Source organism: Staphylococcus kloosii (assembly GCF_032139365.1).
Lineage (GTDB): Bacteria > Bacillota > Bacilli > Staphylococcales > Staphylococcaceae > Staphylococcus > Staphylococcus kloosii_A.
The window spans coordinates 41,692-66,513 of record NZ_JAVTDB010000047.1; the positions used below are offsets into that span (position 1 = coordinate 41,692).

Annotated in this window: 29 protein-coding genes and 1 riboswitch; of the genes, 26 read left to right on the plus strand and 3 right to left on the minus strand. The window is 31.7% G+C overall.

Annotation, left to right across the window (positions count from 1 at the left end; all coding sequences use genetic code 11):
• Positions 1–47: 47 nt before the first annotated feature.
• From RPL90_RS06010 to gcvPB, 25 genes are all read left to right on the plus strand, one after another.
• Positions 48–737, plus strand: coding sequence for a tRNA (adenine(22)-N(1))-methyltransferase (locus RPL90_RS06010; protein ID WP_313546764.1), 690 nt, complete (start codon positions 48–50; stop codon positions 735–737).
• Entirely contained in the window at positions 727–1,830 is a 1,104-nt protein-coding gene (locus RPL90_RS06015; protein ID WP_313546767.1) for a Nif3-like dinuclear metal center hexameric protein, read from the plus strand. The genes RPL90_RS06010 and RPL90_RS06015 overlap by 11 nt, the downstream gene beginning before the upstream one ends.
• A gap of 83 nt (positions 1,831–1,913) precedes the next feature.
• On the plus strand, positions 1,914–3,257 hold the full coding sequence (locus RPL90_RS06020) for a DEAD/DEAH box helicase (protein ID WP_313546770.1): 1,344 nt from the start codon (positions 1,914–1,916) through the stop codon (positions 3,255–3,257).
• 9 nt (positions 3,258–3,266) lie between these two features.
• Positions 3,267–4,157 (plus strand): deoxyribonuclease IV, encoded by an 891-nt coding sequence (locus RPL90_RS06025; RefSeq protein ID WP_313546903.1) that lies wholly within the window; start codon positions 3,267–3,269, stop codon positions 4,155–4,157.
• A gap of 144 nt (positions 4,158–4,301) precedes the next feature.
• A complete protein-coding gene (locus tag RPL90_RS06030; RefSeq protein ID WP_313546772.1) occupies positions 4,302–5,078 on the plus strand; it encodes a metal ABC transporter ATP-binding protein in 777 nt (258 codons plus the stop codon).
• Positions 5,071–5,931, plus strand: a complete 861-nt coding sequence (locus RPL90_RS06035) for a metal ABC transporter permease (protein ID WP_313546775.1) — start codon at positions 5,071–5,073, stop codon at positions 5,929–5,931. Before RPL90_RS06030 ends, RPL90_RS06035 begins: the two co-directional genes overlap by 8 nt.
• Complete coding sequence (locus RPL90_RS06040; RefSeq protein ID WP_313546778.1) at positions 5,921–6,328, plus strand: Fur family transcriptional regulator; 408 nt, start codon at positions 5,921–5,923, stop codon at positions 6,326–6,328. The genes RPL90_RS06035 and RPL90_RS06040 overlap by 11 nt, the downstream gene beginning before the upstream one ends.
• A gap of 386 nt (positions 6,329–6,714) precedes the next feature.
• On the plus strand, positions 6,715–7,314 hold the full coding sequence (locus RPL90_RS06045) for a superoxide dismutase (RefSeq protein ID WP_313546781.1): 600 nt from the start codon (positions 6,715–6,717) through the stop codon (positions 7,312–7,314).
• A gap of 120 nt (positions 7,315–7,434) precedes the next feature.
• Complete coding sequence (locus RPL90_RS06050; protein ID WP_313546784.1) at positions 7,435–9,483, plus strand: peptidoglycan D,D-transpeptidase FtsI family protein; 2,049 nt, start codon at positions 7,435–7,437, stop codon at positions 9,481–9,483.
• 131 nt (positions 9,484–9,614) lie between these two features.
• Positions 9,615–9,764, plus strand: coding sequence for a 50S ribosomal protein L33 (rpmG, locus tag RPL90_RS06055; RefSeq protein ID WP_002483181.1), 150 nt, complete (start codon positions 9,615–9,617; stop codon positions 9,762–9,764).
• Between the two features lie 126 nt (positions 9,765–9,890).
• Entirely contained in the window at positions 9,891–10,427 is a 537-nt protein-coding gene (locus tag RPL90_RS06060; protein ID WP_313546786.1) for a 5-formyltetrahydrofolate cyclo-ligase, read from the plus strand.
• A 14-nt stretch (positions 10,428–10,441) separates the two neighbouring features.
• Positions 10,442–11,884, plus strand: coding sequence for a rhomboid family intramembrane serine protease (locus RPL90_RS06065; RefSeq protein WP_313546789.1), 1,443 nt, complete (start codon positions 10,442–10,444; stop codon positions 11,882–11,884).
• Complete coding sequence (locus RPL90_RS06070; protein ID WP_313546792.1) at positions 11,885–12,085, plus strand: YqgQ family protein; 201 nt, start codon at positions 11,885–11,887, stop codon at positions 12,083–12,085.
• Positions 12,086–13,072 (plus strand): ROK family glucokinase, encoded by a 987-nt coding sequence (locus RPL90_RS06075; RefSeq protein ID WP_313546796.1) that lies wholly within the window; start codon positions 12,086–12,088, stop codon positions 13,070–13,072.
• Positions 13,072–13,410, plus strand: coding sequence for an MTH1187 family thiamine-binding protein (locus tag RPL90_RS06080; RefSeq protein WP_313546799.1), 339 nt, complete (start codon positions 13,072–13,074; stop codon positions 13,408–13,410). The genes RPL90_RS06075 and RPL90_RS06080 overlap by 1 nt, the downstream gene beginning before the upstream one ends.
• Positions 13,397–14,020: an MBL fold metallo-hydrolase gene (locus RPL90_RS06085; protein WP_313546802.1), complete on the plus strand. Its 624-nt coding sequence runs from the start codon at positions 13,397–13,399 to the stop codon at positions 14,018–14,020. The genes RPL90_RS06080 and RPL90_RS06085 overlap by 14 nt, the downstream gene beginning before the upstream one ends.
• Positions 14,021–14,069: 49 nt before the next feature.
• Entirely contained in the window at positions 14,070–15,044 is a 975-nt protein-coding gene (comGA, locus tag RPL90_RS06090) for a competence type IV pilus ATPase ComGA (RefSeq protein WP_313546805.1), read from the plus strand.
• Complete coding sequence (gene comGB, locus RPL90_RS06095) at positions 15,016–16,083, plus strand: competence type IV pilus assembly protein ComGB (RefSeq protein WP_313546808.1); 1,068 nt, start codon at positions 15,016–15,018, stop codon at positions 16,081–16,083. The genes comGA and comGB overlap by 29 nt, the downstream gene beginning before the upstream one ends.
• A gap of 13 nt (positions 16,084–16,096) precedes the next feature.
• Positions 16,097–16,405, plus strand: coding sequence for a competence type IV pilus major pilin ComGC (comGC, locus tag RPL90_RS06100; protein WP_313546810.1), 309 nt, complete (start codon positions 16,097–16,099; stop codon positions 16,403–16,405).
• Positions 16,386–16,826, plus strand: a complete 441-nt coding sequence (gene comGD, locus RPL90_RS06105) for a competence type IV pilus minor pilin ComGD (RefSeq protein WP_313546905.1) — start codon at positions 16,386–16,388, stop codon at positions 16,824–16,826. The genes comGC and comGD overlap by 20 nt, the downstream gene beginning before the upstream one ends.
• 284 nt (positions 16,827–17,110) lie before the next feature.
• Positions 17,111–17,506: a competence type IV pilus minor pilin ComGF gene (locus tag RPL90_RS06110; protein ID WP_313546812.1), complete on the plus strand. Its 396-nt coding sequence runs from the start codon at positions 17,111–17,113 to the stop codon at positions 17,504–17,506.
• Between the two features lie 167 nt (positions 17,507–17,673).
• Positions 17,674–18,186: a shikimate kinase gene (locus RPL90_RS06115; RefSeq protein ID WP_313546814.1), complete on the plus strand. Its 513-nt coding sequence runs from the start codon at positions 17,674–17,676 to the stop codon at positions 18,184–18,186.
• Positions 18,183–18,275, plus strand: a riboswitch (glycine riboswitch). (Overlaps the previous gene by 4 nt.)
• Before the next feature lie 74 nt (positions 18,276–18,349).
• Entirely contained in the window at positions 18,350–19,441 is a 1,092-nt protein-coding gene (gene gcvT / locus RPL90_RS06120) for a glycine cleavage system aminomethyltransferase GcvT (protein WP_313546817.1), read from the plus strand.
• A gap of 19 nt (positions 19,442–19,460) precedes the next feature.
• Positions 19,461–20,813, plus strand: a complete 1,353-nt coding sequence (gene gcvPA, locus RPL90_RS06125; RefSeq protein WP_313546820.1) for an aminomethyl-transferring glycine dehydrogenase subunit GcvPA — start codon at positions 19,461–19,463, stop codon at positions 20,811–20,813.
• Positions 20,800–22,275 carry an aminomethyl-transferring glycine dehydrogenase subunit GcvPB gene (gcvPB, locus tag RPL90_RS06130; protein WP_313546822.1) on the plus strand — a complete coding sequence of 492 codons (1,476 nt, stop codon included), beginning with the start codon at positions 20,800–20,802 and terminating at the stop codon, positions 22,273–22,275. Before gcvPA ends, gcvPB begins: the two co-directional genes overlap by 14 nt.
• Before the next feature lie 214 nt (positions 22,276–22,489).
• On the opposite strand, the gene RPL90_RS06135 is transcribed toward gcvPB, so the two are convergent.
• Complete coding sequence (locus RPL90_RS06135; protein WP_313546825.1) at positions 22,490–22,876, minus strand: rhodanese-like domain-containing protein; 387 nt, start codon at positions 22,874–22,876, stop codon at positions 22,490–22,492.
• A gap of 147 nt (positions 22,877–23,023) precedes the next feature.
• Between RPL90_RS06135 and RPL90_RS06140 the strand changes: the two genes are divergently transcribed.
• Positions 23,024–23,854, plus strand: a complete 831-nt coding sequence (locus tag RPL90_RS06140) for a lipoate--protein ligase family protein (RefSeq protein WP_313546828.1) — start codon at positions 23,024–23,026, stop codon at positions 23,852–23,854.
• Positions 23,855–23,917: 63 nt separating this feature from the next.
• Here RPL90_RS06140 and RPL90_RS06145 read toward each other — a convergent pair whose 3' ends face one another.
• Entirely contained in the window at positions 23,918–24,136 is a 219-nt protein-coding gene (locus RPL90_RS06145; RefSeq protein ID WP_313546830.1) for an SA1362 family protein, read from the minus strand.
• A 27-nt stretch (positions 24,137–24,163) separates the two neighbouring features.
• The gene (locus RPL90_RS06150) at positions 24,164–24,745 is read right to left on the minus strand and encodes a hypothetical protein (RefSeq protein ID WP_313546833.1); all 582 of its coding nucleotides are present in this window, start codon (positions 24,743–24,745) and stop codon (positions 24,164–24,166) included.
• Positions 24,746–24,822: the final 77 nt, after the last annotated feature.

Below are 24,822 nucleotides of genomic sequence, written 5' to 3' on the forward strand. Positions count from 1 at the left end.
ACTACGTGCAAAAGAGCCTTTTTTACATTTATTAGAGGAGTAACATAATGATCACTATTAATAAACGATTACAAAAAGTGAGTGAATTTATCAAAGGCGATTATCTGGCTGATATTGGATCAGATCACGCTTACTTACCTATTTATGCCATAACAAATAATATCGTTAGCACAGCAATTGCGGGGGAAGTAATAAAAGGCCCGTACGAAGCGTCGATTCAAAATGTCCAACAGTACCAACTAGATGACGCAATAAGTGTTAAGCTAGGCGACGGTTTGTCTGTATTAGATGATAATAATAAAGTAGATTCTATTACAATATGTGGCATGGGCGGACCTTTAATCACGAAAATATTGACTGAAGGGAAAAACAAATTAGCTAACCATCCGAGACTGATTTTACAAAGTAACATTCAATCATATCCAATTAGGTTATGGCTGGAACAATCAGGATATACTATTACGAATGAAGAAATAATGGAAGAAAAGCAACATATATATGAAATAATCGTCGCAGATAAATTAGAAAATGATATGATACTTACTGAGCAAGAACGTAAATTCGGACCATTACTTTTACTACAAAAAAATGACTGCTTCGTAAAAAAATGGACGCATGAATTACAAGCTCTAAAAGCAATAGCACAGCAATTAGATGCATCGACACACCGTGATAGATTAGCAGAAGTAGACACAGAAATTAAATTAATTAGCGAGGTGCTTAATTATGAAAATTAATACACTTTTAACTATTATTAATAAACATGTGCCACTAAACACTGCCGAGGAATGGGATAACGTTGGCTTATTAATCGGCAATAAGGAAAATGACGTAACGGGTATATTAACAGCTTTAGATTGTACCGAAGAAGTAGTAAATGAGGCGATAGCGGAAGACCGCAATACAATTATTTGTCATCACCCGCTTATTTTTAAAGGTGTGAACAATATCGTAGAAAACGATGGTTATGGTGCAATTATACACAAATTAATTAAAAATAGTATTAACTTAATCGCTTTACATACTAATTTGGACGCCTATAAATACGGTGTAAATAAAATGCTTGCCGATAAAATTGGATTAACGAATCTTTCATTTTTAAACGAAGAAACTTATGAATATTACAAAGTACACGTTTTCGTGCCCGAAGAAAATAAAGAAGCATTAAAAAACAAACTGAGTGAGCACGGTTTAGCTTCTGAAGGGAACTATGAACATTGTTTCTTTGAAAGTACTGGAATAGGTAATTTTAAACCTGTCGGCAATGCTAATCCGCATATTGGTAACATTGATGAAATAGAAGCAGTTCAAGAAGCAAAAGTAGAATTTATGATTGAACCTCATCAAAAAGCTTTAGCCCAACGATTAATTGAACAATATCATCCATATGAAACACCAGTATATGATTTTATAACGATGACAAAAGTTGCGTCACATGGTTTGGGTGTTATTGGTAATTTGAATACGCCTGTCAATGCAAAACAATTTGGACAATTAGTAAAATCTAATTTATCTATTCCAAGCGTTCGTTTTTCTGGAAATATAAATACCATTGTAAAACGTGTAGCCATCATCGGTGGTTCAGGTATTGGTTTTGAATATCAGGCGCAAGCTTGCGGTGCAGATATTTTTATTACAGGAGACGTAAAACATCATGATGCACTAGATGCAAAAATTAATGGCGCCAACATTTTAGACATTGATCATTACAGCGAATATGTTATGAAAGAGGGATTATTATTTTTATTACATACTTGGCTTAGCAATGATGATATTAAATTTACTATTAAAGCATCAACGATCAATACAAATCCATTTGAATACCTTTAATAAACGAACTACTAATAAACTTATTCAAATTTAATAGCAGTTGCTTTATAATGAATAAGATGAACTTTAAGGAGGGCCAAAACGTGGCTAACCATCCATTTGAAAATTTTAATTTAGAATCAGAACTTATAACAGCAGTAAAAGATTTAAACTTTAACAAACCAACAGAGATTCAAAGTCGAGTTATACCTAAAATTATTAAAGGTACAAGTATAATCGGACAATCTCAAACAGGTACAGGTAAGTCGCATGCTTTCTTATTACCATTAATGCAACGAATTGACGGTTCAATTAACGAACCACAAGCAATAATCGTGGCACCTACACGTGAATTAGCACAACAATTATTCGATGCAGCAAGTCATCTTGCTAAATTTAAACAAGATATATCTGTAAAATTATTTATTGGCGGAACAGATATTGAAAAAGATCGTCAACGTGCGAAAAACCAACCACACTTAGTAATCGGTACACCGACGAGAATTAATGATTTAGCAAAAAACGGTGAATTACATGTACATCTCGCATCTTATTTAGTCATTGATGAAGCTGATTTAATGATTGATTTAGGTCTTATTGAAGATGTAGATTTAATTGCAGCACGCTTAGAAGACCATGCTAGTATTGCTGTTTTTAGTGCAACAATACCAAAATCATTACATCCATTTTTAAATAAATACTTAGAAAATCCAGAGTTTATTGAGATAGAAAAACCATCTCAAAATAAAGACAATATCGAATTTTATTTAATACCGACTAAGAGTGAAGATAAAGTCGACAAGATTTTAAAATTAATGAACGTTATTAATCCATATTTAGGCATTATCTTTTGTAATAGCCGTGACAGTGCAAATGAGTTAGCAAAACAAATAACTGAAGCAGGCGTCAAAGTGGGTATGATTCATGGTGGTTTAACGCCACGTGAAAGAAAGCAACAAATGAAACGTATTAGAAATCTTGAATTTCAATATGTGATTGCCAGTGACTTAGCTTCAAGAGGTATTGACATCCCAGGTGTCAGTCATGTTATTAACTTCGATGTGCCTAATGATATTGATTTCTTTACTCATAGAGTCGGACGTACAGGGCGTGGACAATACCACGGTGTAGCAATCACGTTATATAGTCCGGATGAAGAAGAAAATGTTGGTCTAATTGAAGAACGTGGATACAAATTTAATGATGTTGATATTAAAGATGATGAACTTAAACCTATTAAGGCTCATAACAAGCGTAAAGTGAGAAAGAAACAAGATGACCACTTAACGAATCAAATTAAAAATAAGGTTAAGCGTAATAATAAGAAGAAGGTAAAACCTGGATACAAAAAGAAATTCAAACAAGAAGTTGAAAACTTAAAACGTCAAGAGCGCAAACAATATAGTAAACGTCAAAATAGACTAGCTCGCAAAAATAAAAAAGGATAGGTGATGATCATGTTATTAGGCTCTCATGTTTCAATGAGTGGTAAAAAAATGCTAGAAGGTTCTGCAGAAGAAGCGCATAAATTTGGTGAATCAACATTTATGATTTATACTGGTGCACCTCAGAATACGCGTAGAAAACCAATTGAAGATTTAAATATTACCAAAGGTCATGAAACTATGGAAAAATATGGCCTATCCAATATAGTCGTGCATGCACCGTACATTATTAATATTGCTAATACTGAAAAGCCACATGTGTTTAATCTCGGCGTAGAATTTTTACAAAATGAAATTACACGTACTGAAGCTATCGGTGCTAAAGATATCGTATTACATCCAGGCTCACACGTAGGTGCTGGTGCTGATGTTGGTATTAAAAAAATCATTGAAGGTTTAAATGAAGTATTAACGCAAGACAACGACGTACGTATCGCATTAGAAACAATGGCTGGTAAAGGATCAGAAATCGGACGTAGCTTTGAAGAATTAGCTCAAATTATAGATGGTGTTCACCATAATGAACGCTTATCCGTATGTTTCGATACTTGTCATACTAATGATGCGGGTTATAACGTCAAAGAAGATTTTGATGGCGTTATCAATGAATTTGATAAAATTATTGGTATCGATAGAATTAAAGTCTTACACGTAAACGATAGTAAAAATCCAATTGGGGCACATAAAGATCGCCATGAAAATATCGGCTTCGGTCACATTGGTTTCGATGCGTTAAACTATGTAATTCATCATGACTCATTTAAAGATATTCCAAAAATATTAGAAACACCATATGTGGGTGAAGATAAAAAAAGCAAAAAGCCTCCATACAAATATGAAATTGAAATGATTAAAAACCAAAAGTTCGATCCAGATTTAAAAGATAAAATATTACAGCAATAATAGAAATCAAACTAAAGGTAGTCGTACTCAAAGTAATTGGGCAGTAGTTAATTACAATATGTGCGACTATCTTTTTGTTAAGTCGTAAACATTACTATTTACATAATGGTTTTCACATTGTATAGTATAAGTCGAGGTGAAAACATGACTACGCCAGTATTCGAATTGAAAAATTTAAATTATGCTTTTGATAACAAAAAAGTGCTCGATAATATTAATATTAAAATTAAACGAGGTGAATTTTTAGCAGTCGTAGGCCCAAATGGTGCTGGGAAATCGACATTGTTAAAATTGATTTTAGGGCTATTACCAATGCAAAGTGGCAAAATTTTTGTCGATGGCAAAGATTATAAAGGTAAACAATCTATGTTAAAAATTAGTTATGTATCACAGAAGGCACTTGCTTTTAAATCTGGATTCCCTGCTAGTGTAAAAGAAGTCGTGCTTAGTGGTCTAACTAAACGCAAAAAATTAATGCGTTGGTTCAATAGAAATGATGAACAAAAAGTACATGCAGTTTTGAAACGTTTAAACATTGAACATTTAAGTAACGCTAACATTGCCGAATTATCTGGTGGACAGCAACAAAGGATCCTAATTGCTAGAGCCTTAATCAGCGATCCAACCGTTTTAATTTTAGATGAACCCACAAATGGTATAGATGCAAAACATGTTAATGATTTTTACAATACCTTAAACCAACTGAAAGAAGAAGGCGTAACAATCATATTAGTAACACATGATATTGGTGTAGTAGCAGATACTGCAACCGAAGTGGCATGTCTGAATAAACACTTACATTTCCATGGTTCTACCGAAGAATTTAAATCCCTAGATGAAGTACAAATCTCTAAAATCTATGGTCATCCAATTAAATTCGTAGATCATCAACATGATAGGGAGTGTTGTACAAATGATTGACGCGTTACTGAATTTTGACTTTATGAGATATTCTCTATTAAGTGGTTTACTTGTTGGTTTTATTGCGCCACTTATAGGTGCATTTATTGTAGTACGGAGATTATCATTGATCGCAGATGCATTAAGCCATGTGACGCTTGGAGGCATATCATTTGGCATGTTTTTAATCACTGTTTTACCTACATTAACTTTTATTAATCCTATGTGGTGCGGTATTTTATTTGCGATTATAGGCGCCATATTAATTGAAAAGCTGAGAACTTCTTATAGTAATTATCAAGAAATAGCTATACCTATTATTATGAGTGCTGGTATAGCGTTAAGCGCTATATTTATCTCATTAGCTGATGGTTTTAATCAAGAAATTGTAGGATTATTATTCGGCTCTATTAGTGCCGTTTCATTAAGTGATTTATTAACTATTGTTGTAATTGTAGTAATTGTTTTAATGTTCGTATTAGCCTTTTATAAAGAGTTATTCATATTGTCTTTTGATGAAGAATACAGTAAAGTTATTGGGATTCCAAAATGGATACAATTTTTATTTATCGCTATCGTAGCTATGGTTATTTCAGCTTCAATGCGCGTAGTAGGTATACTATTAGTTAGTGCGTTAATTACGCTTCCTGTGGCCATTTCAATGAGAATTACAAAAGGATTCAAACAACTTATAGCATTGAGTATAATTATCGGTGAAGTAGCTGTCATTGTTGGACTAACTTTAGCCTTTTATATTAATATATCGCCAGGTGGTGTTATCGTTGTACTATTAGTGCTAATGTTAGCTTGTACGATGATATATCAAAAATTAAATCTTCGACAAAAAAAAGGAGTTGAAGAAGATGAAAACTGAAGAAGCAATTCAAATTCTTAAACAAGATGGTCATAAATATACAGATAAACGTCGTGACATGCTTAATATTTTTGTAGAAGAAGATAAATATATTAATGCAAAACATATACAACAACAGATGGATACAAATTATCCAGGTATATCATTCGATACAATATATAGAAACTTACATTTATTTAAAGAATTAAATATTATTGAAGGTACTGAACTAGACGGTGAAATGAAATTTAGAATTGCCTGTACAGATCATCACCATCATCATTTTATTTGTGAACGCTGCGGTGATACTAAAGTGATTGAATTTTGTCCTATGGATGCAATTCAAAAAAGTTTGCCCAATGTTGCAATTAATACACATAAATTAGAAGTTTATGGTATTTGTGAAAAGTGCCTATAGGCACTAAGTTCTTACACTATAGCAAAAGCGTCTGGGATATAATATTATCACCAGACACTTTTTATTTAACTTGTTATTTTATTAACACTTAATATGAACATTCTATAAAGCGAATATTAATTACGAAGCAATGTAATTATGGACTAAATGTATGAAAATGCTCTTTCATTTTATTTTAAATATAGTCCATTAGTCTGAATTACTATTAAACGAACATTTTATAAAGGATATATGTTTAAAAATTGCGAATTTGAGATATACTAGAAGAGTAACAAAGATGACAACTTATTAATTACATGTCTGATTAAAATGATAAGCATTTTAATTGTTGTCATATATAATAATTGTTATGCTTTACTTAACATTAATTAGGAGGATGATTATTTATGGCTTTTGAATTACCAAATTTACCTTATGAGTTTGATGCGTTAGAACCACACATCGATAAAGAAACTATGGAAATTCACCACGATAAACACCATAACACTTATGTAACAAAATTAAACGCAGCAGTTGAAGGAACTGATTTAGAATCTAAGTCAATCGAAGAAATTATCGCAAACTTAGACAGTGTTCCTGAAAACATTCAAACAGCTGTTCGTAATAATGGTGGGGGACATATTAACCACTCATTATTCTGGGAATTATTAACTCCTAACTCTGAAGAAAAAGGTACTGTAGTAGACAAAATTAAAGAACAATGGGGTTCTTTAGATGCATTTAAAGAAGAATTTGCTGATAAAGCTGCAGGCCGTTTCGGTTCAGGTTGGGCATGGTTAGTAGTAAATAACGGTAACTTAGAAATCGTTACTACACCTAACCAAGACAATCCATTAACTGAAGGTAAAACACCTATCTTAGGTTTAGATGTTTGGGAACACGCTTATTATCTTAAATATCAAAATAAACGTCCAGATTACATTAGTGCTTTCTGGAACGTAGTTAACTGGGAAAAAGTTGACGAATTATACAATGCAGCTAAATAATTCTATTTAGTTTATGGCAGCCTTTAACGAGGCTGTCATTTTTTTTATTAAAATTATAGAAAAATAAGGTGATTTAATATATCATTTGAAGAGAGAACTATTGAATAGAGGTAGGTTGATTTGTTAAAACGTTTAAAAGAAAAATCAAATGATGAAAAAATTAGAAATACAATGAATAAAAGAGTTAGCTTTGTTTTTGGGCTAATTGTTTTTATCTTTGCTATTGTCGTACTCCGATTAGGTTATCTACAGATTGCCCAAGGTTCTCATTATAAGCAGCAAATTAAAAATAGCGAAAACATAACTGTAAATGAGTCAGTACCACGGGGTAGAATTCTTGATAGAAATGGTAAAGTTATCGTAGACAACGCGTCAAAAATGTCTATTACATATACACGTGGTAAAAAAACATCACAATATGAAGTATTATCCACGGCACGAAAGTTATCTAAATTGATTCATATGAAGACGGATCAAATTACTGATAGAGATAAACAAGATTATTGGATACAACAACATCCAAATAAATCTAAAGCTATGATGAAACATGAGCAAAGTCTATTAGATGATGGCAGTATTACTCAAGAACAATATGATGATACTTTACATAAGAAGATAACAGCCAAACAATTAAATAGTTTAACGGATAAAGATTTACAAGTCCTTGCAATTTATCGTGAAATGATGTCCGGTTCTACTCTAAATCCGCAAATCATTAAAAATGACGATGTTACGAAGAAAGAGTATGCTGCTGTTTCACAAAAATTAACGCAACTACCAGGCGTGAATACAAGTATGGATTGGGATAGAAAATATCCTTATGGTGACACTTTAAGAGGCGTTTTAGGTGATGTTTCAACTTCTAAAGAAGGTATTCCTAAAGAATTAACAGATAAATATTTAGCAAAGGGATACTCACGCAATGATCGTGTTGGAAAATCATATTTAGAATATCAATACGAAGATATTTTAAAAGGTAAGAAAAAAGAAATGAAATATACGACAGATAAATCTGGAGATATTATTAATTCTAAAGTTGTAAACCCTGGTTCTCGTGGTGATGACTTAGTTCTCAGTATTGACATTGATTTACAACGTAAAACAGAAAAATATCTCAAAGAACAAATTAGCAAGTTACGAAGCGAAGGCGCTAAAAATATGGATAACGCATTGATGGTTGTCCAAAATCCTAATAATGGTGATATTTTAGCTATGGTTGGTAAACAAATCCATAAAGATGGTAGTATGACTGATTATGATATTGGTACTTTTACTTCCCAATATGCTGTAGGTTCATCCGTAAAAGGTGGAACTTTATTAGCAGGTTACCAAAATAATGCGATAAAAGTAGGCGAAAAAATGGTCGACGAGCCATTGAAATTTGCCGGTGGTCTACAGAAACATTCATATTTCAACCAAAAGGGTAGAGTTACAATTAATGACAAACAAGCGTTGATGCATTCATCAAACGTTTATATGTTTAAAACCGCTCTAAAAATTGCAGGTCATCCGTACATGCCTAATATGAATTTACCATCAGATATAACTGTGGCCGGTCAAAAATTACGTAAAGGACTTAACCAAGTAGGTCTTGGCGTTAAAACAGGCATCGATTTACCAAATGAAACAAGTGGTCAAATTGAACCATTAAATAATAATCCGGGTAATTATTTAGACTTGGCAATCGGTCAGTATGATACTTACACACCAATGCAATTGTCACAATACGTATCTACAATTGCCAATAATGGTTATAGAATACAACCTCATATCGGACTAGAAATTAGAAATGCAACAAATCAGGATACACTTGGTCCCGTTAAACAAAAAGTTAAAGGTAACGTCTTGAATAAAGTAAATAACACAAACGCACAAATCAATGAAGTTCAGCAAGGTTTCAAAATGGCCTTCAATGAAGTACCAGGAACAGGTTATGAAAGTTTCCATAACACAGACGTGCCATCAGCTGGTAAAACAGGTACAGCTGAAGTGTTCCAAGATGGTAAACCTAGAGTTAACTCAACTTATATTGGATATGCACCTATAAACAATCCTAAATTAGCATTTTCAATTGTTTACACTAACCAGCCAGTACCAGAACCTTGGTTAAATGGCGGTGATGTAGGTAGAGATGTTATTAATAACTATTTTAAAAATAAAGAGAAATAATATTAAAATATGAGCAATCAAGATATAAAAGAGCGATATAAAGCATTTTAATAAAAATAAATACTTTTCAATTTTTCAAGTAAGTGGTATGATTAATAGGTCGTATTTTGAAAAGGTAAGGAGGAATTAGCATGCGCGTAAACGTAACATTAGCTTGCACAGAATGTGGAGAAAGAAACTACATTACAACTAAAAATAAACGTACTAATCCTGAACGAATCGAAATGAAAAAACACTGTGCTCGTGATAACAAACACACTATGCACCGTGAAACAAAATAGTTCGTCTAAAAACTAGGTTCTTTTGAACCTAGTTTTTTATTTTAGCTAGAATAAGTATCAGTTGAATGACATTATAATTGAGAAACGTTATAATATTGTCAGTATTGTTACGAAAAGGGTGAGCATTTGACTAAAGTTGCAATGAGAAAACAGATGCTAAATAAAATGAAGTCATTTTCTAGCACGAGTAAACAAGCCGCAGATAGTTCCTTAGCCTATCAATTATTTAATACAGAGGTTTATTACAAAGCACAGACTGTTGGTATAGTATTATCGATGCCACACGAAGTGGATACATACAATATAATTAAACATATGTTCGAAGATAACAAACAGGTTTTTGTTCCGGAAACAAATTACAAACTTCGTTCTATGATTTTTAAAGAAATCACCGATTTTGTTGACATTGAATTAGATAGCAAAGGAATTAATCATGTGGTTGCCGATAATGAAACTACAGAGAACCTAGATTTATTAATCGTCCCTGGTGTGGTATTTAATCATCATGGATATCGTATAGGCTATGGTGGCGGATATTTCGACAAGTTTTTAGCAAAACATAAACAAGATACAATAAGCTTGATTTATGATTTTCAAATTGAAGCATTCGAAACTGAAGACCATGATCAACCAGTAGATACATTAATTATCGCTACAACTTAATAATGGAGGCACAAATGGTTACAGAAAAGCATTTTTGGAAATGCAGTTATTTTTGGATAAAATACTTTGATTTTGAGTTAGCTCATCACGATGAAAATAATCAAGAAGTGTGGCTGGCACATAAAAAGAAACACGAGCTTGTTATTTTTAATTACAACATTAAATCTGCTCAAGAAATTCGGTTTACTAAAGATAAAATAAAAGAACACCAACAAGAGGTCTCTGAATTTTTAACTTTTGAGCCAAAAAAAGTGATGCTTTATTTTATTACTGAACACAACTTTACAGATGAACATTTAAATGAGTCAGGTAAAACGACTTACACCATCAAAATAATGAGAAACGAGCAATCCCTTGAACGGATTATGCCAAACTTATTTGTTAGAACTCTATATAAACAAGAAAATAAAAAGCACACATTATCATATTTTAAGAAACGTGTTTTAAATACAAACCCTATTGAAAAGCATATGTTAAAATTTGCGCCAATTACATATGCCTTAATTATCATTAATGTCATTATTTGGTTATCGATGATATTGTTTTTTAATCATTTTACACAATTAAGTTTATTAGACGCAGGTGGATTGGTTCATTTTAATGTTATTCATGGTGAATGGTATCGTTTAGTTACTTCTATATTTTTACATTACAACTTTGAACATATTTTAATGAATATGCTAAGCCTATTTATTTTTGGTAAAATAGTAGAATCTATAGTGGGTCATTGGCGTATGCTTGTAATATATTTGTTTGCAGGGATATTTGCTAACTTTGCATCATTATCATTTAATATTACGACGGTGTCAGCCGGTGCCAGTGGCGCAATATTTGGATTGATAGGCGCGTTGTTTGCGTTTATGTTTATTAACAAGAACTTTAATAAAAAATTAATTGGTCAATTACTCATTGTATTAGTTATATTAATCGTAATTTCATTATTTATGAGTAATATTAACGTTTATGCCCATATCGGCGGCTTAATCGGTGGTTTCTTAATTTGTTTATTAGGTCATTATTCCGTTAATGATAAAAATAAATTTTGGATTGTAGTAGTTATTTTGTTAATTCTTTTCGTAGCTGCCCAAATTCGTATTTTCACTATTAAAGAAGATAATATATACAATACAATTATTTCTAACGAAATGACTCAAGGTAATTACAAAGAAGCTCAAAGTATGGTCAAACATACCATCAAAAAGAATTATGCAGATGACGAAACATATTACTTAAACGGCTTAATTACAACGACGTTAAATTCTAGAGCGGAAGGTATGGCTGACTGGGAGCGAGGTTTAAGATATTATCCTAATTCAGGTATTTTAAATTATGAGCTTGCTATAGCAAATCGTGCACTGGATGATAAAAGCAAAGCACGTAAATATGCTAAAAAAGCACTAAAAGCCGATCCCCATAACCATGATTATTTAAATTTAACAAAAGAGTTGAAAGATTAAATGAGACAAAATCTTAATAACTTTTATGATGTTTTGCAATTGTTAAAACAATTCGGTTTTATTATTTATTTTAAAGACAAAGATGATATGTATGAAATGATTGAACAAGAAATTTCTCAATTATTCCACTATGAATTAATATCAAAAGATGATTATATTAAATGTAAATTAATTATAAAGCAGAGAAGGATGAATAGATAAATGAAGAAAATCATATTAGCTGCAGACGTAGGCGGTACAACTTGTAAATTAGGTTTATTTGATGAAAATTTAGAAAGATTAGAAAAATGGTCAATTGAAACTGATACTACTGATTCAACAGGATATACCTTATTAAAAGGCGTTTATGATTCATTTGAAGAAAAAGTAACAGAATTCGGCTATAATTTCGACGATGTTATTGGTATAGGTATTGGCGTACCAGGTCCCGTAGAATTTGAATCTGGAATAGTAAATGGTGCTGTCAATCTATATTGGAAAGGTAATGTGAATGTTAGAGAAATATTCCAACAATTTGTTTCTTGCCCTGTTTACGTAGATAATGATGCAAATGTTGCTGCATTAGGAGAAAAACATAAAGGTGCCGGTAAAGGTGCAGATGATGTTGTAGCTATTACTTTGGGAACTGGATTAGGCGGCGGTATAATTTCAAACGGTGAGATTGTACATGGACACAATGGCTCTGGAGCTGAGATAGGCCATTTCAGAATCGACCATGATCAACGCTTTAAATGTAATTGTGGCAAGTCTGGTTGTGTCGAAACAGTCGCTTCGGCCACGGGCGTCGTTAATTTAGTTAATTTCTACTATCCTAAATTAACTTTCAAATCATCTATATTAGAATTAATTAAATCTAATAAAGTCACAGCAAAAGCTGTTTTTAATGATGCTAAAGCAGGCGATCAGTTCTGTATTTTCATCACAGAAAGAGTCGCTAATTATATCGCTTACTTATGCAGTATTATTAGTGTGACAAGCAACCCTAAATACATTGTTTTAGGCGGAGGCATGTCGACAGCAGGATTAATTTTAATAGAAAATATAAAAACTGAATACTATAATTTAACATTTTCACCCGCACAACAAGGCACTGAAATTGTACAAGCAGAATTAGGAAATGATGCCGGTATTACAGGTGCTGCAGGATTAATTTATACGTACGTCTTAGAGAAGGAAGGTATTAAATAATGGCAATTGTTGATGTTGTTGTAATTCCAGTAGGTACTGAGGGACCAAGCGTAAGTAAATATATTGCGGAAATTCAAACTAAATTAAAAGAATATAAACAGGCTGGTAAAATAGACTACCAACTTACACCGATGAATACTTTAATAGAAGGCGACTTAGCTGACTTATTAGAAGTCGTACAAGTTATTCACGAACTACCTTTTGATAAAGGATTAGATAGAGTGTGTACAAATATTAGAATTGATGACAGACGTGATAAATCAAGAAAGATGAATGATAAATTAGCGTCCGTGGAAAAACATATAAATTCTAATGGTGATAATAATGAGAATATCTAGTTTAACTTTAGGTCCAGTTGAAACTAATTGTTATTTTATTGAGAATGAAGACGGTATAATAATTGTCGATCCAGCAGGCGAAAGTGGACAAATTGTTAAAAAAGTAAATCAACTTAATAAACCCGTCAAAGCAGTATTACTAACGCATGCTCACTTTGACCACATTGCCGCATTAGATGATATAATTGAGAAATATCAAATATCGGTTTATATGAGCCCCATTGAATTTGATTTTTTAGTTAATACCGAAAAAAATGGTTCAGCTAAATTTAAGCAATTTGGCTTATCAGAAGTCTTAAGCGACGCTAAGCCACAATCATTAGAAGAGGGTAAAATCAATATAGCAGGTTTTGAATTTGAAGTGTTACATACGCCAGGACATTCACCTGGTAGCTTAACATTTGTATTCAATGACTTTGCTGTAGTAGGTGATACCTTATTCAACCAAGGGATTGGCCGTACTGATTTGTATAAAGGAGACTATGAAACATTAGTTGACTCAATACAAGATAAATTATTTCAGTTAGAAGGCGATTTACCTTTATTCCCTGGTCATGGCCCATATACTACCGTTGACGATGAACAATTTAATCCATTTTTACATGGCTAGAAGTAATTTAGTCACCTCTTACGTTTATTAAAGTAGGAGGTGACTTTTTTTGAAACTATTGTTCAATGAAATACTTAATAAAGCTATTAGCCAAAATAGTTCTGACATTCATTTTATTCCTACTGATAGTAAAGTTTTAATTAAATTACGAGTGCAAGATGATTTAATTCAATATCAAGCTATAACTAAAAACTTATATTTAAAACTTTTAACTTTTATGAAATATCAAGCAAATTTAGATGTATCGACAAGTCATAAAGCGCAAAGTGGTAGATATATATACAAACATAAAGAGCTATATTATCTACGAATTTCTACTTTACCTCTATCTCTTGGTTTAGAAAGTTGTGTTATTCGGCTAGTGCCACACTACTTTAATGCACAGCAGCGACCGTTAAATTTACCGTATTTATATGATTTTATGAATAAAAAGCAAGGGTTATTGTTATTTACTGGACCAACAGGTTCTGGCAAAAGCACAAGTATGTATAATATGTCGATGTATGCCAAAGAGCAACTTAATTTAAATGTTATTACAATAGAGGACCCTGTTGAACGTATTATTAATGGCATAACTCAAGTTTCAGTAAATGAGAAAGCTGGTATTAATTATCAAAATTCGTTTAAAGCTATATTACGATGCGATCCTGATGTGATACTAATAGGAGAAATTAGAAACCATTTAATCGCAAAAGAAGTCTTACATGCAAGTTTAAGTGGGCATTTAGTTTTAACGACTATGCATGCGAATAATTGCAAAGGTGCGTTATTAAGATTGCTAGAAATGGGTGTCACGAAACAAGAGTTAGCACAATCAGTACTCTGTATTACAAATCAAAGACTTATTACTGCTAATGATAAACAGAGATTCTTAATAGCTGAACATATGAATAATAATGATATTAACTATTTCTTTGAGCATAACTATAAGTTACCCGCAAATTTTCAAAGCTTGCCAAAGGAATTAAAATCTTTGTCAGAAGAGGGGGTAATTTGTGAAGATACTTACCAAAAGTATATTTAAACCATACCACAAAAAAATTATATCAGCTCAAGAACAAATAGAATTTATAAGTAGATTAAATGATTTAATAAATCATGGCTTTACTATTTCCGAAGCGTTTAGATTTTTAGTCAAACAGACTACTTTTCGCAAAGATATTATAAAGGAGAAGATTTTAATAACTATAAATACAGGCGCAAGCTGTCATCAAATATTAAAAGCGTTAAACTTTCCTCAATCAGTTGTTATGTTTATTTACTTTGCAGAACTTTTTGGAGACTTATCTAGTTGTTTAATTCATGTGCAGACTTATTTAGAACGCAATTATCAAGCGAAAAAAATGCTCCTTAAAACAATTCAATACCCTATCGTATTAATTACAATTTTTATTATTATGCTCATTTCAATAAACTATACGATTATCCCTCAATTTAATGACCTGTTCAAAACGATGGAGGTCAAACTTTCTCCGCTACAACAATTTATGAGCCTCTTCATTACAATTTTACCTGTTATATTTATCTATATAATTTTATTACTTATTATTTTAACTGCTATTTGTTGGATAATATATCACCGACTAACAATACCTCAACAAATTAAGTTTATGCAATTTATGCCAATTATTAAACACTATTTTAGTCTATTCAAGACATACAGATTGGCTTCGGAATTATCATTATTTTATCGGCATGGTGTTAGCCTACAAAATATTGTTAAGTTATATAACAGGCAAGAAGATGACCTTTATTTAAAATATCTAGCCGAACAAATTGCTCAGGGCACTCAACAAGGCGATACGTTAGGGGCAATTTTATCAAATATTTCCTGTTATCAAACAGATTTAATCTCTTTTATTGCACAGGGTGAACAAAGCGGAAAATTAGGGTTAGAACTACAATTTTACAGTACGATCATCAGAACTAAAATCGAACAAAGAATGAAACGACAAATCAAAATCATACAACCCGTAACTTTCGTTGTATTAGCTTTATTAATCATTGCGCTTTATTTAGTAATCATGCTACCAATGTTCGAATTAATCCAAACTATTAAATAACAGGAGGATAGAAATGAACAAAATAAAAAAATTTAAAGCATTTACTTTAATAGAAATGCTTTTAGTATTACTTATAATTAGTCTACTTTTAGTATTAATAATTCCAAATATTTCAAAACAATCTAAACATATTCAATCTACAGGATGTAAAGCACAGTTAAAACTTATAGATAGTCAAATACAAGCTTATACATTGAAATTTGGACAACCTCCAAACACTATAGAAAATTTAGTGAGCGAGGGTTTTATAAAGGATGAACAAAAATCATGTAAAAATGGTCAAACAATAACAATAAACAATGGTGAGGCTGTTGCAAGCTAAACCAGCATTTTCTTATTTAGAATTAATTATTGTTATGCTTATTTTGTCTACGATGCTCTATTTACAATTTAATAACAATATCCATTCTTCATCTTTTTATTCGACGGATAATCAAATTAAACAGTTAATTACAGAAATACAGTATTTAAAATCTAAAGCAATTAAGGAGGAGCAATCAATTGTTTTAATATTTAGACCCCACAGTAATTCAATAAAAATTATCGATGCACAGCAAAACCGATATCAGCCATTATTAATAAGAAATGGCAATATTCACCCCTATACCAATCTTAAATATATTACCTTTGATAAAGATGGTCATAATCATCAATTTGGCTCGCTTTACATTAAATTAAATAATGTAATATATAAAATTATATTTCATATTGAAAAGGGAAGAATACGATATGAAAAATTATAATGCTTCAGTTCTATTAGATGCTTTGTTTTCGTTTTTAATGCTTAGTACCTTATGTATTACATTACTACCATTTTTGAATATTTCTAATAATAAATTGCATGATCAACATAGTGATTTAGAATTAAAGAGAGTTTTATATAATCAACTTATTAAGACGACAAAATTACCTGAGTATACTAGCTTTAATCAATATGTAATAACAAAACGAGATAAAAAAATTTGCATTCAAAAGGAGGCGACTAATAAAAAAGTATGTTATCAACAAAAAAGTTAAAGCATTTACAATGATTGAAATGATTTTAGCCATGTTAATTATGTTAACACTCGTTCAATTAATACCATTATTATTAAAGACAATACTCATTTTCAATACTACTATAACAAGCATTGCCGATATTGAATTAGAATTTTTCATGAGAGACATGATTAAAGATTATAAAGAAACAAAAAAGGTCACAATAGTAAACACTAACAATATCAAATTTCAGAAAGATGATACGACTTACTTTTACAAATTCAAGAATAATAAGGTTATTAAAGAAGTTAATAATAGTGGTAACATCACTATGCTTTATAATGTGTTGACTTTTAACGTGACCGAATTAAACAACAATAATTTCTTAATAGATATTAAACTTCAAGACAAAGGTGAAACAATTGAGAAAACATTATATCTTTAAAAGTAATGGCTATTTCTATCCTTTTGTGATGAGCTTTTTTATGCTATATTTATTTTTAATATCATTTTATATAATTAATTATAGTCTAAAATTGAGGACACTATCGAATATAAACGATTATTACGATAATCAAATACAAAAACAACTAGTAGAGGAAGAGTAATTTCATGGATAGCAACATAACACCAATTGTTTTAATAGGCTTTATGGGTACAGGTAAAACAACGCTGGGTAAATACATGGCTAAATCTAACTGTCTATCTTTTGTAGATTTAGATCATTATATCGTTCAACAAGAACAGCAGACGATACCCGAAATATTTGATTCGATAGGTGAACAAGGTTTTCGCCAATTAGAAGCTAAATATTTGAAAGATTGTTTAGTTCAATACGATATCATTTCTACTGGTGGAGGCATTATCGAAGGAGACGAATCTCATCAATTATTAAAAAATGTTAGTAACGTGATTTGGTTAGATTGTGATATTAATATTTTATACGAACGAATTAAAAATGATCAAAATCGTCCCAATGCGAATAATAAAACACTTTCCTCACTAAAAGACTTGTATTTAACTAGAGTTTCAAGATATAATGAAATCGCATTCACCAAAGTCATCAGTGATATGGCTTTAAATGAATTACAAACAATTATTATAGAACGTTTAACATGCGATTGATCAGTGTTGGAGAGAATGACAAAATTTGATGTCATCGCCGAAGGTGCAAGTTCAACGAAACTCTCAGGCAAAAGGATAACACTGTGACGCATTCCTGGATGTAGAAACAGGGTAGCTTTAATTAGCTATCCTGTTTTTTTAATATTAATTAGGAGGTAGCATAATGACAAATGACCTAAAAAAAACCCCGCTATATCAAACTTTTGTTGATAGTGATGCGAAAATTGTAGAGTTTGGTGGATGGGCTATGCCCGTGCAATTTTCAAGTATTAAAGACGAGCACATTGCAGTAAGAACTTCTGTGGGTATCTTTGATGTCAGTCACATGGGAGAAATACTAATCAAAGGTGCAGAAAGTGCTCAATTTATACAATATATTCTTTCTAATGATACTGACCAAATAACTACTGATAAAGCACAATACACTGCTTTATGTAATGAAAATGGTGGTATTATTGATGATTTAATCACTTATAAACTTGCTCAAGATACATATTTATTAGTGGTTAATGCTGCTAATACTGATAAAGATTTTGAGTGGATTAAATCTCATGCTAATGACTTTGATGTTGAAGTAGAGAATGTATCAAATCAATATGGACAACTAGCTGTACAAGGTCCTGAAGCTAGAAAACTAATACAACAAGATGTAGATTTTGATATTTCATCAATGCAACCATTTGATGTTGCTCATAACGTTTCTTATTTAGGTAAAACTATTATGCTTTCTCAATCAGGATACACTGGCGAAGATGGCTTTGAACTTTATTGTGAAGCTGGTGATTGTGTTGATTTGTGGAATCACTTTATCGCACATGATGTTACACCATGTGGCTTAGGCGCAAGAGATACATTGCGATTAGAAGCAGGTTTACCTTTATATGGACAAGATTTGAACGAAACAATCACACCGTATGAAGGTGGCATAGCATTTGCAGCAAAACCGCTGATTGAAGCTGATTTTATTGGAAAATCTGTTCTAAAAGAGCAAAAAGAAAATGGCTCTAAACGAAGAACTATTGGTATCGAAATGATAGATAAAGGTATTCCTCGAACTGGATATGAAGTTTTAGATATTGATGGTAATCAAATTGGAGAAGTTACTTCTGGAACACAATCACCACAGAGTGGTAAATCTATTGGGATGGCAATAATTAACAGAGATGAATTTGAATTAGACAGAGAAATATTAGTGCAAGTTCGTAAACGTCAAGTTAAAGCTAAAATTGTCAAAAAAAATCAAATTTCTAAATAACTAAAAAGGGGTGTCCGCAGTGAGTCATCGTTATATTCCATTAACTGAACAAGATAAACAAGAAATGTTAGATGTCATAGGTGCAAAGTCTATAGATGAACTTTTTGGAGATGTACCTAAAGACATATTATTAAATAGAGAATTGAAAATTGATGATGGGGAGTCAGAAACTTCTTTATTTAAAAAGCTAAATGCTATTGCTAAAAAGAATGTTACTAAAGAAACACATACTTCTTTTTTAGGTGCCGGTGTCTATGATCATTACGCACCTGCAGTAGTGGATGCAATGATTTCTAGATCAGAATTTTACACAGCGTATACACCGTATCAACCAGAGATATCGCAAGGGGAATTACAAGCAATTTTCGAATTCCAAACTTTAATTTGTGAATTAACTGGTATGGATATTGCTAACTCTTCTATGTATGATGGTATGACGAGTTTTGCAGAAGCTTGTATATTAGCATTTAGTCAAACCAAAAAGAATAAAATCGTAGTTTCTAAAGGGTTACATTATCAAGCACTTCAAGTATTAAAAACATATATCCAAACACGTGCCGAATTTGAGTTAGTGGAAGTTGATTTAGATGGCACAATAACTGATTTAGCTAAATTAGAAGAAGCAATAGATGATAATACTGCTGCAGTTGCAGTTCAGTATCCGAACTTTTACGGCTCTATCGAAGATTTAGAAAAGATACAATCCTTTATTAATGATAAAAAAGCACTATTCATCGTATACACAAATCCAATTTCTCTCGGTTTATTAACGCCACCTGGTGATTTTAACGCTGACATTGTAGTTGGCGACACTCAACCATTTGGTATACCAGCTCAATTTGGCGGTCCACATTGTGGCTTTTTTGCAACTACTAAGAAATTAATGCGTAAAACTCCTGGTCGTTTAGTAGGTCAAACTGAAGATGAAGAAGGTAATCGCGGATTTGTATTAACGTTACAAGCGCGTGAACAACATATTAGACGTGATAAAGCGACTTCAAACATCTGTTCAAACCAAGCACTCAATGCATTGGCATCTTCCATCTGTATGTCAGCTTTAGGAAAACAAGGTTTACAAGATATTGCAGTTAGTAACTTTGAAAATGCTAATTATGCCAAAGATCAATTTAAGAAAAAAGGCTTTGAAGTGTTAGACGGAACTTCATTTAATGAATTTGTCGTTAAATTTGATCAACCTATTGCTGAAATTAATGCCAAATTAGTTGATGAAGGTTTTATTGGTGGCTTTGATTTAAAAGAAGTTGATGCAAAATTTGCCCAACATATGTTGGTAGCAGTAACTGAATTAAGAACTAAAGCCGAAATAGATACATTTGTTGAGAAAGCAGGTGAAATCAATGGTAGTAAGTAAATCCACTCCATTAATTTTTGAACGTTCTAAAAAAGATCGCTATGCATATACATTACCTAAAAGAGAAATAGAAAGTAACGCTGTCGAACAATTACTTGATGACAAATTTATTCGTAAAAATAAAGCTGAATTTCCTGAAGTATCTGAGTTGGATTTAGTTCGTCATTATACTGAATTATCCAATAAAAATTTCGGTGTAGATTCTGGTTTTTATCCACTTGGTTCTTGTACGATGAAATACAACCCAAAAATCAATGAAAAAGTTGCACGTATTTCTGGAATTGCCGAAGCACATCCATTACAAGAGGAATCACAAGTGCAAGGTTCATTAGAAATAATCTATAACTTACAAGAAGAATTAAAAGAAATTACTGGTATGGATGAAGTAACGTTGCAACCAGCTGCTGGGGCGCATGGTGAATGGACTGCGTTAATGATTTTCAAAGCATATCACTTAAAAAATAATGAAGGTCATAGAGACGAAGTTATTGTTCCTGATTCAGCACATGGTACGAACCCTGCATCTGCAGCATTTGCTGGTTTCAAAGCTGTAACAGTTAAATCTAATGAACGTGGAGAAGTCGATGTAGAAGACTTAAAACGTGTTGTAAATGAAAATACTGCTGCAATCATGTTAACCAATCCAAATACGTTAGGTATTTTTGAACAAAACATAATAGAAATTAGAAATATTGTACATGAAGCAGGTGGCTTATTGTATTATGATGGTGCCAATTTAAATGCTATTATGGACAAAGTGAGACCTGGCGATATGGGCTTTGACGCTGTACATTTAAACTTACACAAAACATTTACAGGACCACATGGTGGTGGAGGCCCAGGTTCAGGACCTATAGGGGTTAAAAAAGAATTAGCTAGCTTTTTACCTAAGCCAATGGTCGTAAAAGAAAATAATACGTTTAAATATGATAATGATATTAAAGACTCTATCGGAAGAGTTAAACCATTCTATGGTAACTTTGGAATTTATTTAAGAGCTTATACTTATATTAGAACAATGGGTAATATTGGTTTAAAAGAAGTTTCAGAAGCAGCCGTACTCAATGCTAACTATATTAAAGCACGACTTAGTAAACACTTTGCAATTCCTTATGAACAATATTGTAAACATGAATTTGTATTAAGTGGTTCTAAACAAAAAGAACATGGCGTACGTACGTTAGATATGGCTAAAAGATTACTAGACTTTGGTGTGCACCCACCAACAATTTACTTCCCTTTGAATGTCGATGAAGGCATGATGATTGAACCAACAGAAACAGAATCTAAAGAAACATTAGATTATTTTTGTGACACAATGATACAAATTGCAGAAGAAGTTGAAAATAATCCCGATATTGTGTTGGAAGCACCACATACTACAATTATAGATCGTCTTGATGAAACTAAAGCTGCACGGCAACCAGTACTTAAATTCGACCGTCTAAAAGAAGAAAAATAATGACAACTAATAATGACGGCTTCTATTAATTTACAATAGAAGCCGTCATTTACTATGATTTGAAGTATTTATACGTGCAGAGCGTAATCATTCTTCATGTATAAAGTTAAAAACGATAAAATAAAAAAAGACTGAGTTATTGTGATATAACCCAATCTCAAATAAAGTATCTTCAAACTGTAACTCATCTTTTTAAATTAACCATATAAGTGGTTTATTTTTTTGATTTAATTTTGCCTGTCCATTTTTTATAGCCACCTTTTAACATATAGATGTCAGTGTAGCCATTCTTTTTCAAGATTCGTGCGGCACGATAACTTGCTATTCCATTTGCATCACAAAGGTAAATAGGTTGGTCTTTTCTTAAACCTTGAAATCTTTGTTTAAACATTGTAATAGGTATGTTGCGAGCTCCAACAATGTGCCCATATTCGTAATCAACTTTTTCCCTTACATCAATAACTTGAGCTTTTCTTAAACCATCATGAAATTCATTTTGATTTAATTCTGTAACTGCTCTTTTATTGATTAATTGGTTGATTAACATATAAGCAATGATAATAATAATTAATGCTAAAGCTATAAACCAAAAGTTACTCATCTTGCATCCTCCCTATTTTCTCGATAATATATATTATAAGACTGTTAGAACGATTTATCAAAAGATATTTTTTAAAAATTTTAAAGTTTTGTAACCGATATCATTAAACCGTTCCTATACTTTTTAAATATGATTGGAGTTTTTATAGTGACTGAAACATGGCATTTTATAAATACTGGTAGTAACGACCCATATTACAACATGGCAATGGACGAAGCTTTGTTGAATTTTGTTTCAAGGGGCGAAATTGATCCAGTTATTAGATTTTACACTTGGAATCCAGCCACATTATCTGTAGGTTATTTCCAAAGGTTAACAAAAGAAATAGACGTCGACAAGGTTAATGAGAAAGGTTATGGCCTAATTCGACGTCAAACAGGCGGTAGAGGAGTATTGCACGACAAAGAACTTACTTATAGTGTGATAGTACCTGAATCACATCCTAAGATGCCATCGACTGTTACAGAAGCATATAGAGTAATTTCAGAAGGGCTCTTAGAAGGATTCAAACAGTTAGGTTTCGATGCTTATTTTGCAATTCCACGGTCTAAAGCAGAACGTGAAAAATTGAAACAACCAAGAAGCGCTGTGTGTTTTGATGCACCTAGCTGGTATGAACTCGTTGTTGAAGGGCGCAAAATTGCTGGCAGTGCACAAGTCAGACAAAAAGGCGTTATTTTACAGCATGGTTCATTATTGCAAGATGTTGATATTAATGATTTATTTGATATGTTCATCTTTAAAAATGACAGATTAAAAGAGAAAATGAAACAAGCATTTGTAGATAAAGCAGTAGCAATCAATGATATCGCGACTAAACAAATCACTATTCCAGAAATGGAAGAAGCATTCGAAGCTGGCTTTAAAAAAGGATTAAACATAGCATTCAAACCTTTAACATTAACGTCTGAACAACAAAAAGAAGTTGAAGAACTGATTGAAAAATATAAATCTGATGAGTGGAATTACCGCAAATAGCAATATAAAAGAAAGAACTTTACAAAATCGCTGTAAAGTTCTTTCTTTTAAAATATAATGTTTTTAACGTTTCCTATGATGCTTTTTAGCTTTACGTACTGCCTTTTTATATTTTCTTTGATCTTCAGTTAAGAAGAAGAAATAATATATACCATAAATGATTGCAGCGATTATAGCGAAGCTGACGAGCATTTTCACAAAATCAAAAACAAAATCATCCAAATTCATAAATAGTCCAAATGCTGCAATCGCAATAACTATATAAAATAATACTCGTTTCATTTAATTCCTCCCAAATTACTTCAAAGGCTAATTACTATTTATATTAACATTTGAAAGGGCATGTTGTCCTTTTTGAATCTTTTTCTTATCCTTTGCAGCATAACCATCTTTAATCGTTTCTAATGCACTTGTCAGCTTTTTATCTAAATTTTTAATACTTTTATCGGTAGATTTGTCAGATGAAGACATTTCTCCCTTATCTATGTTTGTTGAATAATTAGAATACGCTTTATCTGCATCATTTGTAACATTTTCAATTTTGCTTTGAACTTTTTTGTCGCCTTTATTTTTAGTAACATCATCTTCAATATTTTTATAATTTCTAATCACTTCAGCAATATCATCATAATAATTTGAAGATGCTTTCAAATAAGAAGCTTTGTTTTTATTACTTTTAGCTTTTTTAACATTATCTTTATCTTTTTTTAAAGAACTAATTTTTTCGTTTTGAGATGATATTTGTTGATTCAAATTCTGAATTTCAGATTTCAACTTATGATTATCATCATGTAATTTACTTGATTTTTTTTCTAATGGGGCTAAATTTTGACTGCCACAACCTGCTAATAACGATGTAGCCGCTATGATTGAAATGATTTTCTTTTTCATTATTATCTCCTAGTTCAAAAACTATAATTATTGTATGTATTTATGCTATCATTTTAATGTATAAAGAAAAAATGTAC

What these genes read in the sequence shown, in the direction of transcription:
- RPL90_RS06015 (WP_313546767.1), top strand. Translation starts at nt 727, where the DNA reads ATGAAAATTAATACACTTTTAACTATTATTAATAAACATGTGCCACTA.
- gcvPB (WP_313546822.1), top strand. Translation starts at nt 20,800, where the DNA reads ATGGTAGTAAGTAAATCCACTCCATTAATTTTTGAACGTTCTAAAAAA.
- RPL90_RS06025 (WP_313546903.1), top strand. Translation starts at nt 3,267, where the DNA reads ATGTTATTAGGCTCTCATGTTTCAATGAGTGGTAAAAAAATGCTAGAA.
- RPL90_RS06035 (WP_313546775.1), top strand. Translation starts at nt 5,071, where the DNA reads ATGATTGACGCGTTACTGAATTTTGACTTTATGAGATATTCTCTATTA.
- RPL90_RS06080 (WP_313546799.1), top strand. Translation starts at nt 13,072, where the DNA reads ATGGCAATTGTTGATGTTGTTGTAATTCCAGTAGGTACTGAGGGACCA.
- comGC (WP_313546810.1), top strand. Translation starts at nt 16,097, where the DNA reads ATGAACAAAATAAAAAAATTTAAAGCATTTACTTTAATAGAAATGCTT.
- RPL90_RS06010 (WP_313546764.1), top strand. Translation starts at nt 48, where the DNA reads ATGATCACTATTAATAAACGATTACAAAAAGTGAGTGAATTTATCAAA.
- RPL90_RS06030 (WP_313546772.1), top strand. Translation starts at nt 4,302, where the DNA reads ATGACTACGCCAGTATTCGAATTGAAAAATTTAAATTATGCTTTTGAT.
- gcvT (WP_313546817.1), top strand. Translation starts at nt 18,350, where the DNA reads ATGACAAATGACCTAAAAAAAACCCCGCTATATCAAACTTTTGTTGAT.
- RPL90_RS06135 (WP_313546825.1), bottom strand. Translation starts at nt 22,876, where the DNA reads ATGAGTAACTTTTGGTTTATAGCTTTAGCATTAATTATTATTATCATT.
- RPL90_RS06150 (WP_313546833.1), bottom strand. Translation starts at nt 24,745, where the DNA reads ATGAAAAAGAAAATCATTTCAATCATAGCGGCTACATCGTTATTAGCA.
- RPL90_RS06075 (WP_313546796.1), top strand. Translation starts at nt 12,086, where the DNA reads ATGAAGAAAATCATATTAGCTGCAGACGTAGGCGGTACAACTTGTAAA.
- RPL90_RS06045 (WP_313546781.1), top strand. Translation starts at nt 6,715, where the DNA reads ATGGCTTTTGAATTACCAAATTTACCTTATGAGTTTGATGCGTTAGAA.
- rpmG (WP_002483181.1), top strand. Translation starts at nt 9,615, where the DNA reads ATGCGCGTAAACGTAACATTAGCTTGCACAGAATGTGGAGAAAGAAAC.
- RPL90_RS06115 (WP_313546814.1), top strand. Translation starts at nt 17,674, where the DNA reads ATGGATAGCAACATAACACCAATTGTTTTAATAGGCTTTATGGGTACA.
- RPL90_RS06145 (WP_313546830.1), bottom strand. Translation starts at nt 24,136, where the DNA reads ATGAAACGAGTATTATTTTATATAGTTATTGCGATTGCAGCATTTGGA.
- RPL90_RS06070 (WP_313546792.1), top strand. Translation starts at nt 11,885, where the DNA reads ATGAGACAAAATCTTAATAACTTTTATGATGTTTTGCAATTGTTAAAA.
- RPL90_RS06110 (WP_313546812.1), top strand. Translation starts at nt 17,111, where the DNA reads ATGATTGAAATGATTTTAGCCATGTTAATTATGTTAACACTCGTTCAA.
- RPL90_RS06065 (WP_313546789.1), top strand. Translation starts at nt 10,442, where the DNA reads ATGGTTACAGAAAAGCATTTTTGGAAATGCAGTTATTTTTGGATAAAA.
- RPL90_RS06085 (WP_313546802.1), top strand. Translation starts at nt 13,397, where the DNA reads ATGAGAATATCTAGTTTAACTTTAGGTCCAGTTGAAACTAATTGTTAT.
- RPL90_RS06040 (WP_313546778.1), top strand. Translation starts at nt 5,921, where the DNA reads ATGAAAACTGAAGAAGCAATTCAAATTCTTAAACAAGATGGTCATAAA.